The sequence below is a fragment of the Rhodoferax sp. RT4P68 genome, assembly GCF_056521305.1.
The window spans coordinates 354,470-368,689 of record NZ_JBWMBB010000006.1 but is presented as its reverse complement, the minus strand read 5'-3'; the positions used below and the strand labels follow the sequence as shown (position 1 = coordinate 368,689).

The 14,220-nt window shown below is 62.4% G+C and carries 12 protein-coding genes and 2 pseudogenes; 7 read left to right on the top strand and 7 right to left on the bottom strand.

Features of this window, described 5'->3' with window-relative positions:
- Nucleotides 1–74: 74 nt before the first annotated feature.
- From AC099J_RS15965 to AC099J_RS15955, 3 genes are all read right to left on the bottom strand, one after another.
- Nucleotides 75–971 (bottom strand): universal stress protein, encoded by an 897-nt coding sequence (locus tag AC099J_RS15965; protein ID WP_479616247.1) that lies wholly within the window; start codon nt 969–971, stop codon nt 75–77.
- A 713-nt stretch (nt 972–1,684) separates the two neighbouring features.
- A complete protein-coding gene (locus AC099J_RS15960; RefSeq protein ID WP_479616246.1) occupies nt 1,685–4,363 on the bottom strand; it encodes a bifunctional acetate--CoA ligase family protein/GNAT family N-acetyltransferase in 2,679 nt (892 codons plus the stop codon).
- A gap of 12 nt (nt 4,364–4,375) precedes the next feature.
- Nucleotides 4,376–5,449 (bottom strand): NAD(P)-dependent alcohol dehydrogenase, encoded by a 1,074-nt coding sequence (locus AC099J_RS15955; RefSeq protein ID WP_479616245.1) that lies wholly within the window; start codon nt 5,447–5,449, stop codon nt 4,376–4,378.
- 271 nt (nt 5,450–5,720) lie between these two features.
- Here AC099J_RS15955 and AC099J_RS15950 point away from each other — a divergent pair, with 271 nt between their 5' ends.
- A complete protein-coding gene (locus AC099J_RS15950) occupies nt 5,721–5,939 on the top strand; it encodes a DUF4113 domain-containing protein (protein ID WP_479616244.1) in 219 nt (72 codons plus the stop codon).
- Between the two features lie 607 nt (nt 5,940–6,546).
- Here the strand turns inward: AC099J_RS15950 and AC099J_RS15945 are convergent.
- Complete coding sequence (locus AC099J_RS15945) at nt 6,547–7,479, bottom strand: SOS response-associated peptidase family protein (protein WP_479616243.1); 933 nt, start codon at nt 7,477–7,479, stop codon at nt 6,547–6,549.
- A 447-nt stretch (nt 7,480–7,926) separates the two neighbouring features.
- Between AC099J_RS15945 and AC099J_RS15940 the strand changes: the two genes are divergently transcribed.
- The 3 genes from AC099J_RS15940 to AC099J_RS15930 all read left to right on the top strand — a co-directional run bounded on the left by AC099J_RS15940 (nt 7,927) and on the right by AC099J_RS15930 (nt 9,664).
- Nucleotides 7,927–8,259, top strand: a complete 333-nt coding sequence (locus AC099J_RS15940; protein WP_479616242.1) for a hypothetical protein — start codon at nt 7,927–7,929, stop codon at nt 8,257–8,259.
- A gap of 117 nt (nt 8,260–8,376) precedes the next feature.
- The gene (locus AC099J_RS15935) at nt 8,377–8,889 is read left to right on the top strand and encodes a hypothetical protein (RefSeq protein ID WP_479616241.1); all 513 of its coding nucleotides are present in this window, start codon (nt 8,377–8,379) and stop codon (nt 8,887–8,889) included.
- Between the two features lie 406 nt (nt 8,890–9,295).
- Nucleotides 9,296–9,664 carry a hypothetical protein gene (locus tag AC099J_RS15930; protein WP_479616240.1) on the top strand — a complete coding sequence of 123 codons (369 nt, stop codon included), beginning with the start codon at nt 9,296–9,298 and terminating at the stop codon, nt 9,662–9,664.
- Nucleotides 9,665–10,792: 1,128 nt separating this feature from the next.
- On the opposite strand, the pseudogene AC099J_RS15925 reads toward AC099J_RS15930, so the two are convergent.
- The 3 genes and pseudogenes from AC099J_RS15925 to AC099J_RS15915 all read right to left on the bottom strand — a co-directional run.
- Nucleotides 10,793–11,133, bottom strand: a pseudogene (locus AC099J_RS15925) (IS3 family transposase); the annotation flags it as partial.
- Between the two features lie 14 nt (nt 11,134–11,147).
- Nucleotides 11,148–11,537 (bottom strand): response regulator, encoded by a 390-nt coding sequence (locus AC099J_RS15920; protein ID WP_479616239.1) that lies wholly within the window; start codon nt 11,535–11,537, stop codon nt 11,148–11,150.
- A gap of 107 nt (nt 11,538–11,644) precedes the next feature.
- Nucleotides 11,645–12,108 (bottom strand): annotated as a pseudogene (locus AC099J_RS15915) (integrase core domain-containing protein); the annotation flags it as partial.
- Nucleotides 12,109–12,147: 39 nt separating this feature from the next.
- Here AC099J_RS15915 and AC099J_RS15910 point away from each other — a divergent pair.
- From AC099J_RS15910 to AC099J_RS15900, 3 genes are all read left to right on the top strand, one after another.
- Entirely contained in the window at nt 12,148–12,336 is a 189-nt protein-coding gene (locus tag AC099J_RS15910; RefSeq protein WP_479616238.1) for a hypothetical protein, read from the top strand.
- A 118-nt stretch (nt 12,337–12,454) separates the two neighbouring features.
- Entirely contained in the window at nt 12,455–13,597 is a 1,143-nt protein-coding gene (locus AC099J_RS15905; RefSeq protein WP_479616237.1) for a type I restriction endonuclease, read from the top strand.
- 156 nt (nt 13,598–13,753) lie between these two features.
- Entirely contained in the window at nt 13,754–14,062 is a 309-nt protein-coding gene (locus tag AC099J_RS15900) for a hypothetical protein (protein ID WP_479616236.1), read from the top strand.
- Nucleotides 14,063–14,220 lie beyond the last annotated feature (158 nt).

The following is a 14,220-nucleotide window of genomic DNA, read 5'->3' as shown; positions in this document are numbered from 1 at the left end:
GTGGGATGCGTCGGTGCCCGTTGGCTCGCGGAGCCACGGCTTGTGCAAGACGGCTGGAGGCTCACCGTTCGGACTTAGTGGACGAGCAGCACAACGGGCAGGCTGTTCAAGGCGCCGTTTGCGACGCTACCGAGCAAGACACGGTCGATCCCGCTGGTTGCGCGCGCCCCCAGTACCAGCACGTCCGCGCGATGCTCCGCGACGGCCGACGAAATGCTCGCCAGCGGCGCGCCGGCGCGCACTTCGGTCTGTACCGTCCAGCCTGATCGCTCGAGGCGGGCGGCGCCCGCGGCGACTGTCGCCTGCCCCTGCTGTCGCCGCCCGTCATTGATGGCGGCAACTTCACCGCGAAGTTGCGAACGAATGGACGCGGGCAGGCGCCCCATCGATGGCGGGGCAAAGGCCAACTCGACCACGTTAACGAGAATTACGCGGCTGCCGCGCACCGGCGCGAGCGAGCAGAGGAAGTCAAGCGCACGTTCGGCATTGGCACAGCCGTCGAATCCGACCACGAAGCGGCGGACCGAACGTACCGCCTCGCGCACGACCAGCACGGGACACGGTGCCCGTTCGGCCACGCCACGCGATACGCTGCCAGCCAGCAGGCGGTGGAAGACGCCATGACCGCGCCAGCCGAGGACGATCAAGCTGGACTTAAAGCGCTGTGCTTCGGCCAGAATCGCGTCCGCGGGCGAATCGTCGATCACCACGACCTCAGAATCTGGCCATCGCCGCACCAAGGCGCTACGGACAGCAGTCGAAACCGCCGCGAAGCTGGCCTCGCCTGCCAGGCGGGCGGTCTCCGAATCGGCGGGTAGCCAACTCGTGCGCGCGACAACGGCGCGAACCTGCACCGATTCGGGCCACGGAAACTTGCCCGCGGTCGCTAGTGCGGCTTGCGCAGTGGGCGAACCGTCGGAGGCGATCAGGATTCGGTGCTGCTTGGGTACTGCCGCGTTGCTCTTCTTCATCGGTTCTGTTCCTGGTTGACCCCGCAGCCTCGTCACCGTGACGATCCCGCGCCGGCGCAACGATGGCGACTGCGTGGTTGGTTTCATTGCAAAGGATCCCTATATCGTGCGAGCAGCCCGAGCCGTGCGTCTGTGCGCTGGCGCACCCATGTCGGACCTGCCTGCCGCTCAACGTTGCTGCAATCGAGCGGCGGGCAGGATTTGCAATGGGGCCTTTGGCATGAGCCAATCTAGGCCTGGTCATTCGTGTCGGGTTTCGATACTTGAAGTGGGCACAGGGTGATCGCAGTTGGCCCGGTCAAGCCGACATCAATGCCGCCGTCGGAATCCGCTCCGTCATCCGCCATCTGATCGTCTGCCCCCGGCGCCGTCTATGCACCTTTCGCGGCCTGGCCTTCGCGACCGCCCAATGGCCCCGGCGAACATGCTAACGAGGAACATTCCACCGGCGACGCCCATCGCGGCCAGAGCCGCGCCGCCGAGAAAGCCACCACCATGGTCGGGCCGAACTAGCCCGACACTGCGGCCAGAAACTCGCGCGCCGTTACTGCCTGCGTCGGCACCGCGCCCCGTGTGTCACCTGTTTAGCGCCAGAACCTCATCGACGTGTATTCAGCACAAGATCTGAGCCGTCGACGAAAGGAATCCAGACATTGCAGCCCAAAGTGTCACACCGATCAGCGGAGGTGCTCGTGGGTGCCGTTCAAAGTCGTTCAACCAGGTGACGAAGCTGCCGGCTTCAGCTCAAGCACGTAGCGCATCTGCACGTTGTCAGAACGTGCCGCATCAAGCATGAAGCCGCTTTGCGTGGCCAACCCACGCATGGCTTTGTTCTCGCCGAGCACCTCAGCAGCCACGCGCAGTGTGCCGTGCCCCTGGAGATATCGGACCATCTTATCGAGTAAGCGCTGGCCGAGGCCCTGGCCTTGGACTTCGGGTGCCAGGATGATCGCGAACTCAGCCTCGACGTTGTCGGGGTCGGCGACAGCGCGCACGACGCCGAGCGTTCGCTCCGAGCCGTCGGGCTGTGATTCGAGGGCGACGAACGCCATCTCGCGGTCATAGTCGATCTGCACCAGCCGGGCGAGCTCGCTGCGCGGTAGTTCACGCCGCAAGCTGAAGAAGCGCAAGCGCACGTCTTCTGGTGCGAGTTGCATGGCAAACGCAAGGTGCCGGGCCGCATCTTCCGGGCGGATCGGCCGAACCAGCATCTGGCGCCCTTGCCACGACCAGATCTCTGCCAGCTCGGCCGGGTAGGGCTGGATCGCAAACCTTGCGGTGCCCAAGCCCGTGGCGCGCGCCACGCGCAGCCTGGCGTCGAGCGCGATCACGCCGTCTGCATCGGCGAGCAACGGGTTGATATCTAGTTCTGCCAGCTCGGGCAGGTCGGCGAGCATTTGCGAGACCGCCACAAGCACATCGCAGATCGCGTCGCCGCGAGCGGGCGCATGGTCACGGTAGCCCGCGAGCAGTTTCGAGACGCGTGTCGCAGAGATCAGGTCGCGCGCCAGCACGCGGTTAAGCGGCGGAAGTCCGATGGCTCGATCGGCAATCACCTCGACTGCGGTGCCACCCTGGCCGAAGAGAATGACGGGACCGAACACCAGGTCAACACTCGCTCCAATGATCAACTCCTGCGCGTGCGGCCGCCGGATCATGGACTGGACTGTGAAGCCGCTGATTCGCGCCTGAGGTCTCAGTGAACTCACCCGTGTCAGCATTTGCACGGCTGCCTGGCGCAAGGCGGCTTCATCGGCGAGGCCGAGGACAACACCTTCGACATCCGATTTGTGGCTGATGTCGGGAGATAGGATTTTGACCGCCACCGGGTAACCAATGACCCGAGCTGCACCCACGGCCGCGCCTGCGGAAGGACCGACGGCAACGGTCGGCACAATCGGTATGCCGTAAGCCTTAAGGACGGCCTTCGCCTCTAGCTCATCGAGCATGTCGCGGCCGGCGTCGAGCGCTGACAAAACGACCACGCGCGCCGCTTCGATATCAGGCGGTGCGGCCTCGTTGGCCGTCGGCGTCTCGTTCAGCAACGCCTGGTTGCGCTGGTAGTTCGCCAACATCGCGAATGCACTCACCGCCTCTTCAGGGGTGTCGTACCCGGCTACGCCTGCCTCCTCGAAGATGCGCCGCGCTTCAGCCACGCCGGCGGCGCCAAGCCAGCAGGCCATCAGGCGGCCAGCCGCTTCGCGCACCAGCAGTGCGCAGGCACGCGCGATGTCATCGCTGCGCACGATGGCGGTCGGCGCGTGCATGAACAGCACGGTCCCAACGTCGGGGTCGTCCAACAATGTGCGCAGGGTTCCGGTGTATCTCTCCACTGGCGCGTCACCAATGATGTCGATCGGATTGCCGTGCGACCAGGTCGGCGGCAGCAAGGCGCTCAGCCTTTGGCGTACAGCTTCGCCCAGCGGTGGCAGATCGACGCCGGCCAGGGCGGCCGCATCTGCGGCCATCACGCCAGCGCCACCGCCATTAGTCATGAGCGTAAGGCCGGGCCGCTGATTGCCGCGAAATCGTGCCAGGGTCTGCGCGGCCATAAAGAGCTCGTTCAGGGTGTCGACACGCAACATGCCGGCACGGCGGATCGCCGCGTCGAAGACGACGTCAGACCCTGCGAGCGCCCCCGTGTGCGAAGCCGCGGCCTGCAAACCATTGCCAGCGCGACCGGCCTTGACGACGATCACCGGCTTGTTGCGCGCCGCGGAGCGCGCCGCCGACATGAACTTGCGCGGCGACTCGATCGATTCGATGTAGAGAAGGATCGAGCGGGTGTGCGGGTCGCTGGCAAAGTAATCCAGCAGGTCGCCGAAATCGACGTCGGCGCGCTCACCGAGCGAGATCATGTGCGAAAACCCGATGCGCCGCGAACCAGCCCAGTCTAGAACCGCCGTCACCAGCGCCCCTGACTGCGAGACGAAAGCAATGTCGCCGGGCAGGGCGTCGACGTGAGCGAAGCTAGCGTTCAGTCCGACCCTCGGCGACAGCAGCCCAAGGCAATTGGGGCCAAGCAGGCGCAGGAGGTGTGGCCGCGCGGCTTCCAACGCCGACTGCTTTTGTTTCCCATTGAGACCGGCCGTCATGACGATAGCGGCACGCGTGCCGAGTCGCCCTAATTCAGCGACGAGTTTGGGGACAGTGTCGGGTGGGGTGCAAAGCACCGCGAGCTCAGGCGCTTCGGCCAGATCGGCGACGCGGCGGACGAGTTTCACGCCATCGAGCGTCGCGTGCTTCGGGTTGATACCAAATACCGGTCCCGCAAAGGAGCCGGCTCGCAGATTGCGCCAGACGGTCGCGCCAACGCTGCCGGCGCGGTTTGATGCACCGACAACGACGACCGAGCGCGGTGCGAGAAGTTGGTCGAGATGGCGGATGCTCATGATCGCCGCACCTCAAGGAGTGATCGCAACCTTGAGCACACCCTCGCGCTGGTGACCAAAGAGCTCGTAGGCCTTCTCGACGTCGTCCAGTTGAAACCGATGCGTCACCATCGCCTCAAGGTCAACACGCCGCGCTGCGATCACCGACATCAGCCGGCGCATGCGCTCCTTGCCACCTGGGCAGAGCGTTGTCACGATCTTGTAGTCGCCCAGCCCGCCCGCAAACGGCCCGTGTGGGATCCTCAGGTCAGTTGAATAGACGCCGAGGCTCGACAGCGTTCCTCCCGGGCGCAGCACTCGCAGGCAGGCCTCGAAGGTCTGCTGCGTGCCGAGCGCCTCGATCGCGACGTCAACGCCGCGGCCGTCCGTGAGTCGCATGATCTCCTCGACCGGGTCGAGCTTGCTGCCATCAATCACGTGGTCGGCGCCCATCTTCGTGGCGATGGCCAATCGATTGGCTAGCCGGTCTACGCCGATCACGGTGGTGGCACCGCTGAGCTTGGCGCCAGCCGTCGCGCAAAGGCCAATAGGCCCTTGTGCAAAAACAGCCACCGTGTCGCCGATGCGCACGCCCGCGCTCTCCGCACCGCTGAAGCCGGTCGACATGATATCGGGGCACATCAACACTTGCTCGTCACTGAGCGTGTCGGGCACGGGTGCGAGGTTGGCCATCGCGTCGGGCACCAGAACGTACTCGGCCTGGCAGCCGTCTATCGTGTTGCCGAACTTCCAGCCGCCCATCGCCTTGAAGCCGTGCACCGTGCCGGCACCGTCTTGCGAACCCACGCCGCACAGGCACGCTGTACTCCAGCCGCTTGGCGTAATGGCCCCGGCGATGACGCGCTGGCCCTCTCGGTAGCCGTGTACTCCTGAACCCATTTTCTCGATTACGCCGACCGGTTCGTGACCAATCGTAAGGCCGCGCTCGACGGGGTATTCGCCCTTAAGGATGTGGATGTCAGTGCCGCATATCGTGGTCGTGGTGACGCGAATCAACGCGTCCTGTGGGCCTACATCGGGAATTGGTTTGTCATCAAGGACGATGCGTCCGGGCCCCACAAAAATGGCAGCTTTCATCATGGTCATGGCGTTTCCTTCTATAGGTTATGCGCGCCTGGAAGACTTCCATGACGTGGAATTCACGGTACTCCGATTGACTATGTCAACCCCCAGCGGTGGTGCCGCTTGAAGATAGGACAAGGGCGCGCTGACCGGACGTCGCATGGCTACCGCCTGCATTGGGCGATGCCAAATTGGTTCTGGATCGTTCTCGTTTTGCCGTAGCTGCAGCTGGACTTGCGACACCTGCCCAGGTTCTACGCAGGTGATTCTCTCGGACCTGTCGCCAGACACGCGTATGCAAGGCGAGCCCGAACTCGAAGAAGACGGCGCCGACCCGACTCGCGCGCGGCTCATGGTTGCCCTGGACGCGCTGAATGGGCGTTTTGGCAAGGGGACGGTGCATGCGGCCAGCACTGGCATTAACAACGCGCGGCGCGAGTGGAGCATGAAGCAGGAGCGCAGGACGCCGAACTACACGTCGGATTGGCGCGAGGTGCCTGTGGTGCGGGCATGAGCCAACACGGGCGAATTGACCTTTCCGCAATGCCTGCGCAGCGTGTGCACGGATGCAGGACGCCATCCTGCAAGAAGGCGTCGGGCGGAGCGGAGCGGCTCACTGCCCAAGGAAGCCATGGGGCTGCGGAAACCAATGGGGTTGGGGTGGCTTCACCACGCTGGACATGCACCGGGTCTTGGCCGCCTGGTAGGCGCCGCCCCGCAGCGAGACAGGTGGCGTCTCGGATTCTGGGAGCCGCCTGGTGCTCATGGTTGGCCGAGCGCACGTACCAGCTCCATCAGTTGTAAAACAGCGCCACCGCGCGTGCGGTGATCTCACCTCGCCGCCCTGGGTCAAGACGGTCGACGAGATCCTGTGGATCGTGGATGTGGCACCCGGCGCGGTCAATGCTCTGCTGGCCGTGGCGAGACCTACCCCAAACAGAGGGGTGAGCTGCGCGCGCCGTCTACCGTCGAGCGCGCCGCCACGTCCACGTGGCCAAGCCAGCTAAGCAACCCAATAATCGCCAAGATGACGCCCGAGCAGTTGGACGCGCAGACAGCGGCGCGAACTCGGCAGGTGCCCGCCATGACTGGTCGCCAGAACGCGCGCGGAATCGTCTGGCTCACGCCGCCAGCCGGTGGTCGTAGTGGTACCGCTCCCGGTCATCCAGGACCGCGTGCTGCAAGGCCAAGTTCGCCGGATCTGGGTTCAGCCAAGTGTCAAAGTGCCGGGCCTGTAAGGGGATGATGCAGCGGTCGTGACCGGCCACTGCCACCTCGGGCGGCGGCTCATCGGTGACGGCTGCGAAAGACCACAGCGCAGGCTCGGTCGAGCCCGCGGGCGGGGTCCAGTGGGCGTACAGGCAAGCAACGGCCATCAGTTCGCCCGTCGCCGGTGTGAACTCCAACACCACATCGTGACCGTCGCGGTCGACGTGTTCGTAGAACTGCCACCAAAACGCGACGCCGTGAGTGTGGCCAAACTGCTGCTTCCAGAACCCTTCGAGGTTGTCGCGCCGTGCGTTGTAGGTCCCGGGGTACTTCGTGTCGTAGAAGGCCGGCTTGCCGGCGGGACGGCAGCCATAGCGCATGGGTTTGAGCACGCGCTCGCCGTTCTCCACGATCAGGACGTGTGCGTACGTGCCCGGAAAGATGCGCGCGTCGCTGCTCTTGCCGCCCGCGCGCTTGAGGTCCGTGAGCCTGGCCATGAACTGGCCGATCTTCGACGTCGCGATGCGCTGGCTTTCGCTGGCCGCCTTCGTCGCCTTCAAGGCCAACTTGCGCTCGGCATCGGCCAACCGCTTGCGCTGCGCGAACAGCTCCTGCTCCATCCGGACGCCCTCTGCGGCCCGATGCTCGTGGATCAGGGCGGCGATCCTACGCTCGTCCTCGCTGTCGCCGGCCAGAAACGCATCCTCGACCGCGCGCGGCACCTTGATGCTGCGCCCGCCGCGTCGCTCCCAGAACAGCTGGTGGTAGTCGTGGAAGCTGATGCGCGCGCCCATCTCCCGCACGTACCTGCGGTACTCGGCCTCGATCCGGGATGAATAGCACATGGGGGCATCGTAGCCACATCGACGCACGCTGCTCAGCGCGGGGCAGCCGGCCAGCACAGGCGGGTGTCTATGGATGCCTTTGCCAAGCCCTTGGCCGCGCGAACGGCATGGAGCGCTCCAGGCAGATCGGAACTGGGACGAGCGGGAGGCAGCTTTCGAGGCACGCGGCATGACGCATCTAGAATGCAAGAAATACAAAACATATGTGTCCTGTAATTAGACTGCACAAGCGCCGTTGGCGCTGCCGTCATGGATCAACTTCTGACAAGGATGCGAGATGGCGAAGCCAGTGTCTGTTCACCGAGGCGTACTCAAGGAACTGGGGCCCGCAACCGTAGACGTGAGGTCGGAGACCCCTAGCACCACGTACACCTTCATTGAGTTCGTAGACGGCACCTTGCTCCGGAAGATTGCCGTCGTGGTCTCAACGGGAAGCTGGATGGAGGGATGGCCAAGGAGCCAGTCGAACCTGCACGTGCAGTATGCGCCAAAGAATTCGCTTTGCTTGCGATCAAGGTTGGGAGCGATAGGCTGTTCTCCACCGAACTTTCAGCAAGCTTGTTCATCTACTACCGCACTGTTCTTGGTGGTGCTGGGCATCGCGACGATCTGGATCTTCGGCTTGGGTTTGCTGTTTCTGGCGTTTGCTGGGTGGGTGTGGATGAGCATCAGCATCGTTCGCTCGGCACGAACGTTCGTTCGAAAGCTGCCGAACGCTGTGATGCTGTGACTCCGGCGCTTTTTTGCAGCCATCGGTTCAAGTTATGTGATTCGCGATAGCAGGTTCGCTGGGGTTCGCGCAGATCGCCTGGGGGTTGTACGCTCTGGCGGGTCGTCAGCTGCGGTGGCTTGGAAAACGGGTGGTCCAGAGCAGTAAGGAACCGCCGCATCGCGGCCGTGTCGTGGTCCGTTGCAACGCTGATCAAGGGGAAAAACATGAGTGGAGATGGCTTACCAATTCCTCATAACCCAGGGCCTTCCGCCAAGGCATTGGGCGGCCACGAGGCGACGGTTCTGATCATGACGTTCGAGATGCCTTTCGAGGCAGCTCTGGACGAAGCCGAAGCCGCCGCAGCCCGCGGAGAGACGGCGCTCTTGATCAGGCTCTCCAGTCAAGCCATGCCCGACACCGCCGGGTTTCGACGCTTTTATGAGCTCGGCGCATACCTGTTGACAATCCCCTTTATGGGCGACGACTACGTGTGGCCAGACCACGAATTGCAAGCGGAGGTTGAGAAGGCGATAAGCTGTTTTGCATGGGACCCTGGGCCGCTCCCCGGGGCGTCGGGTGACGAAGCTGCGTTGCCGACGTCAGAGCGGGAACGACTTCAGGACCTGACCGCTGAGCAACGACGCGAGTTTCTGAAGGCCATCTATGCGCGGCACGACCATCGCTGCAACCTTGACTAACCTCAGTCAGCCATCGACCTACCGCGCGCGCCTGACACCTGCCGCGTTGGCACACAGCTTAAAGGCTGGCGCCGTTCCCATGCGGCACGGGCAGCCCCGATGGCCCCCAACCTCAGCATCACATCCCTACGGAGGCGGACGTTCTTCGCGACGATGGTGGCACGCGCGTGGTTCAGTGGGGGCCACGACTTCTAGTACGCGATTTGTTCGGTCGCGGCTCGCGTCAGCGCCGAGCGGATCCACTCTGTCCACGATGGGAATCACGAGCGCGGCGGTCATCTCGCACCATGTCGGCGCGTCGGAATGGTCCAGTGGTTGCGGGCACACGGCTTGCTCCGTGTCCGCAACCACAGACGAGCGCACGTGGAGAAATGACTGCCTGCAGGGTTCCATTTGAGGAACAACGATGACGGAACATTCGGCTCGTGACCAGGAAGCACAGCTGCTCGACCGGTGCATGGCGGTCATCAATGCCGGTGGCGGAGACCCAATCAACGAGTGCGAAGCAAATGTTTTCGTCATCGCCGCGGTGGTCATCGAGCCGTCATACCCTGAGCAATCGGATATCCTGCGAGCAGCGGCTATGGAGCATTTTCATCGCACTGGTACTCGATGGCTTGGCGTTGATAAGGCCTTCGCGCGAGGATGGATCATCGGTTTGCCGAGGCTGCGAGATATGCTCACCGTCCGGCTTGAACGCGCCTTGTACCGCAGCAGCTTCCGTCTCGAGAAGGAATCGCGTGCTCGGCGGCACGGGACCAGACCTGGTAAGTGATAGGGACCGCCATGGACTGTGGCCGCCGAGGCCAACCGTGCAATGGGTGCGACATCTCAAGGCGCCAAGTTCGAACCCAATACGTCCTATCAGATAAAACCCGTGGGCATTGGAAAGCCTGCTATCCAATCGGTAGCGCGCTTTTATTTCCTAGCCTCATTGCCAGATCGTTGCCAGTTCTACTCCGCACACCTTTCAGCGAGCGTTATGCGTGCTCGAGTCGGCAACGTTCGATCTCCGCCCGCCCGGCCAAAGTAATGCACAAGACCAGTGCAACCTCTGTGCCGCAGTCCGGATGGTGCGTGAAGACGACATCTGCAAGCGCTTGCTCATCTAGCGCCCGCAAACTTTCCCTTTCGCGTGTGCCTCGCACGATGATCGGGAACATGGCGTGCTCGATATTTAGAAGAACGTCCATTGACATAGCTGACCCCCTCCTTTGTAAGCGATTTCCTACAGTCTACGCTGGTGCCGTCCGACAAACGGGTCAATATTAATCCCTCCTGTTACAGGGACGCTGCGCGGCGCCACGTTGACACCGTTTCCCGGCCAAGAGGTGTGACGCGATGCACAGTGGCCACTTCCACGGCTCCGCGATGCGGATGTTGCGCAAACGTCACTTCAAGCAAGTCGGCCGCTTGGAACACTGCGTCTTCAGCCCATCGTGGACGCCATTTCAGGGTGATCGTAGACGGCGTTTCAAACTGATCGTGGGCGCTGTTTCAACGTGATCGCGGACGATGGGGATAGCGCGCAAGTGATCTTTTGACCGGGCCTAGGCTGGCTGCCTTTTGAAGCACCAGGCGATGCCCACCAACTGACTGACCATGCGCCGAATCCGAGAGACCTTGCGCCTGCACCTGCAGGCCGTCTTGAACCACGATCAGGTCGGCCGCGCGCTGAAGATCTCCAAGAGCGCGGTCGGCAAGTACGTGTCGCTGGCCAGATCGGCGGGCGCGGACTGGACGGTGGCCCAAACCCTGAACGACCAGGAACTTGAAGCCCGGCCGTACCGACCAGCACTGCCGCGCTCGAGCTACCGGTTCATCCCCAACATCGCCGCCGTCCACCAGGAGCAAGAAGCTGCCCGGCTGCTGGCGCAGCGCTTTCGAGGCCCTGGACGCCCGGGGCGTCCACTTCCGCGATCAAGTCCTCGATGGTTGTGGATAGCCAATTGCGGGCGTAGAAGAGCTCGTTCCTCAGGCGGCCGAAGAACCCCTCGCAAGCGGGAGTGCCCGAGGAACAGCCCTTGCGAGACATCGAGCGGACAAGCCTGGCACCTGCGATCCGTGACAGCCGTCCGGGCCACCAGTAGTGGCACCGCGATCGGAATGTACAACCGGCCGCTCGTAGCGGGCAATGACGGTCTCGATATCTACATCGAGCATCGCGTTGACGAGTCGGCGTCCGGGCTTGAGCCGATCGTCCAACACGACCATGCCATTGAAGCTGTCGATCATGGGCGACAGGCACGTGCTGGGCACTAGCTGGTCGTCAATCGCGTTTCGCCGGCGATCGGGTCAAGTACCTCCAGAAGCAATCTAATGTCGATGGGCTTCAGGAAGCCCTGGGCGAACACGCCATCCGCCGCGGCTCGGGCAAGCTCTCGAGCGCTGCCAGACATGGCAATCAGCATCGGCACCGCCCCCGGCGTACAGGCGTCGACGATTGCTTCCGCGAAAGCGTGGCCGTTTAAGTCCGGCATTTCCAGGTCCGAAATGATCGCGGCAGGCCTGTTTTCCCGCGCAGCGGCGAGCGCTACGGCCGCGTTGTAAAAGACCAGGATCTGAAACTGCGGCAGGCGTAGCTGCAGCAGCAGCACCAACATGTCCGCAGAATCGATGTCGTCGTCCACCAAAAAAACGCGGTTCATGGGGCCCACCGAACGTCATATTGAACGACCGGTACTGGCAATCCATGTGCCAACTGACCTGCCCCCATCCGCCGTACCAATGTTTCGGCAGAAGTCCTGGTTGAAGGTTACAGGATCTCGTTGCTTGCTGGTGTGAGCTGTTGAGCAGCATCGCCGGCATGCCGGCGATGCTGCTCGGCGAACCGGGCTGGCGGCATGCGCCCGATGCTCCCGTGGGGCCGCACCTCGTTGTAGTCGAGCCGCCATGCCGAGATCTCTTGCGCGCCTGGTGCAGCGTCTGGAACCAGTGCTCGTTCAGGCACTCGTCGCGGAACCGGCCGTTGAAGCTCTCGATGTAGCCGTTCAGCATGGGTCGCCCCGGCTCGACAGGATTCGTCGGATGCCGTGGCTTTGTGCCCAGCCGATGAAGGCCCTGCAGGTGAACTCGGGGCCGTTGTCTGTCCTGACAGCAGCCGGGTAGCCCCGGAACCGCGCGGCCTGGTCCAGCAGCCTGATCACGTACTGCCCGCTGATGCCGTAGTCCACCGCAATGTCCACGGCCTCGTGAGCTGAAGTCGTCGGCCACGGTCAGGGCAGGGTCAGGTCAAGCCGGGGCTACACTTTCGTACACATGCAAACCATCCTCGTCTGGCTGCTGGTCAACGTTGGCAGCGCTGCGCACAACGGGCAGCCCACGCTCGTGCTCGCCACCTTCGCAGCGCAAGACGAGTATGAGCAGGCGGCGCTGGTCATCAAAGAGACGAGGGAAGCGAACCAGCCCCTGCTCCGCTGCGTCGAGGCGCGCGTCATCAAGCCCTAAAGTGCAGGCAATGCGGTGGAAGGCGCTACCACTGCCTGACGATGTTCACCATCAGCATGGTTGCGGATGCCGAACAAGTAACCGGTTGCTACGATGCCCAGTAAAAGGGAGGTCATCGATGGAGCAATTCCACCAGCGTGTCTCAGCTCACATAGAGCACATCAAGAAGGTGGGCCTTTTCTGCACCACCGAAGAGACGACCAAGCAGGCTTTGATACTGCCGCTCCTAGACATCCTCGGGTTCAGCGCTTTCGACCCCACCAAGGTTCGTGCCGAACATGTGGCTGATTTCCCGGGCGCGAAGGCAGGCGAGCGTGTTGACTACGCACTGTTTTCAAACGGTACGCCCGTGATGTTTATTGAGGCGAAGGCCTACAACCAAAACCTGAACAACCACTGCCCGCAGTTATCGCGGTATTACAACGCGACTCCGGCCGTCGCGGTGAGTGCAATCACCAATGGGCGCGAGTGGCGATTTTTCACCGACCTGGTCAATAAGAACATCATGGACGATAGGCCGTTCATGACGCTTCACTTGGATGAGCCCAAAGACGATGTCGCGCAGCAGCTGATGCGATTCCACTATGACCAGTTCCGCCCTGACAGCCTGCGCGCGCTTGCTGAAGAGAACGTGTATCTGTCAAAGTTTCAAGAAGCACTGAGCGTAATGCTCAAGGACTGCGACATTGATTTCGTTAAGTACGTGGCGGGCAGGTCTAACCTACAGCGAAATTTCACAGCCAAGTATCTTGAGTCGATTCAGCCAATTGTCAAACGAGCCCTGGCGCATGCTGTGAGCGAAATGGTTGTGTCTTCACTCAGCGCCGCACCCGTTGCGGAAGAAATTGTCGCTCCTCTTGTTGCGGCGGCTGACCCCGAGGCAGCAATTGTCGACTCGCTGAATTCAAAAATCGTTACCACTGCAATAGAGAGAAGGATCCTAGAGGTCTGCAAAGACCTCTTGCCGGAGGAAGACCTGCAAGGAAAAGACAACGAGAGCTACTACACCGTCCTCTATCAAGGGAAATCCAATCGATGGATCGTGCGATATTGGAGCGATAAAAAGCGGCCCGCAGTCATGTTCGGGGTGCCATTGACGGCCACACACAAGGCAGAGATAGCGCGGGCAAAATTGGAGCTAAACACGAGCGATGCAGTGCTGATCGATCGTCCGGAAAACTTGATGAGACTGCCCGGTCTTTTAGCCGACGCGCTCGCGTTCTGCAAGAAGGACGAGAACTTCAAGCGCAAGGCTGACTAGAGACGGCAAGCTTGAAACTCCACAGTCGTGTCCTATCCTGATCAGCATGGAACCCGATGCCGAAAAGCTGATCGAGCAAGGCGACAAAGCCAGGCGCAGGACCGATCCCGTGAGGTCAAGCAAGTTCGAGTGCCATCGGTGGCATATTCGCACCTGATGAGTCAGACTGAACACGAACTTGAAGAGCTGCGCGAGGCGCAGCGGTCTTTGCACCGGCTGTGCGTCAACACTCTGTACAGAGTGTTCGCCATGGAAAGCGCGATCCGAGCGATGGCCAGACATTGCCCGGACCCCCAGGGACTACTTACGGCCGTGCAGTGCACATTCGAGCAGGACGCCATCGACCAGCTTCACGGTGCATTCCCGGACGGCGCCATTGACGGACTGGAGGTTGCGAGAAACGAGCTTCTCGTGTTGCTCCAGAAGGCGGCGGAAGCCGGCGCTGCTGATCGCAAGGCAAAATAGGACGCCAATGCGCGACCCCGGCACATCGCTCCGCGCGATGTAGTCCGACTACCTCCGGCCCGCCCGCTGCATTCCCGGGCAATGTCCCGGGCAGCTTGGTAGCCAGTCTCACAGGTGGCCCCCGGCGCCTGCGTCACGTAAACGTTGGTTGCCCCACT

Excerpts from the sequence above, each read along its gene's own strand:
- AC099J_RS15905 (WP_479616237.1), top strand. The coding sequence starts at position 12,455 with ATGGAGCAATTCCACCAGCGTGTCTCAGCTCACATAGAGCACATCAAG.
- AC099J_RS15945 (WP_479616243.1), bottom strand. The coding sequence starts at position 7,479 with ATGTGCTATTCATCCCGGATCGAGGCCGAGTACCGCAGGTACGTGCGG.
- AC099J_RS15965 (WP_479616247.1), bottom strand. The coding sequence starts at position 971 with ATGAAGAAGAGCAACGCGGCAGTACCCAAGCAGCACCGAATCCTGATC.
- AC099J_RS15920 (WP_479616239.1), bottom strand. The coding sequence starts at position 11,537 with ATGAACCGCGTTTTTTTGGTGGACGACGACATCGATTCTGCGGACATG.
- AC099J_RS15960 (WP_479616246.1), bottom strand. The coding sequence starts at position 4,363 with ATGAGCATCCGCCATCTCGACCAACTTCTCGCACCGCGCTCGGTCGTC.
- AC099J_RS15950 (WP_479616244.1), top strand. The coding sequence starts at position 5,721 with ATGCAAGGCGAGCCCGAACTCGAAGAAGACGGCGCCGACCCGACTCGC.
- AC099J_RS15910 (WP_479616238.1), top strand. The coding sequence starts at position 12,148 with ATGCAAACCATCCTCGTCTGGCTGCTGGTCAACGTTGGCAGCGCTGCG.
- AC099J_RS15900 (WP_479616236.1), top strand. The coding sequence starts at position 13,754 with ATGAGTCAGACTGAACACGAACTTGAAGAGCTGCGCGAGGCGCAGCGG.
- AC099J_RS15955 (WP_479616245.1), bottom strand. The coding sequence starts at position 5,449 with ATGACCATGATGAAAGCTGCCATTTTTGTGGGGCCCGGACGCATCGTC.
- AC099J_RS15930 (WP_479616240.1), top strand. The coding sequence starts at position 9,296 with ATGACGGAACATTCGGCTCGTGACCAGGAAGCACAGCTGCTCGACCGG.
- AC099J_RS15940 (WP_479616242.1), top strand. The coding sequence starts at position 7,927 with ATGGCCAAGGAGCCAGTCGAACCTGCACGTGCAGTATGCGCCAAAGAA.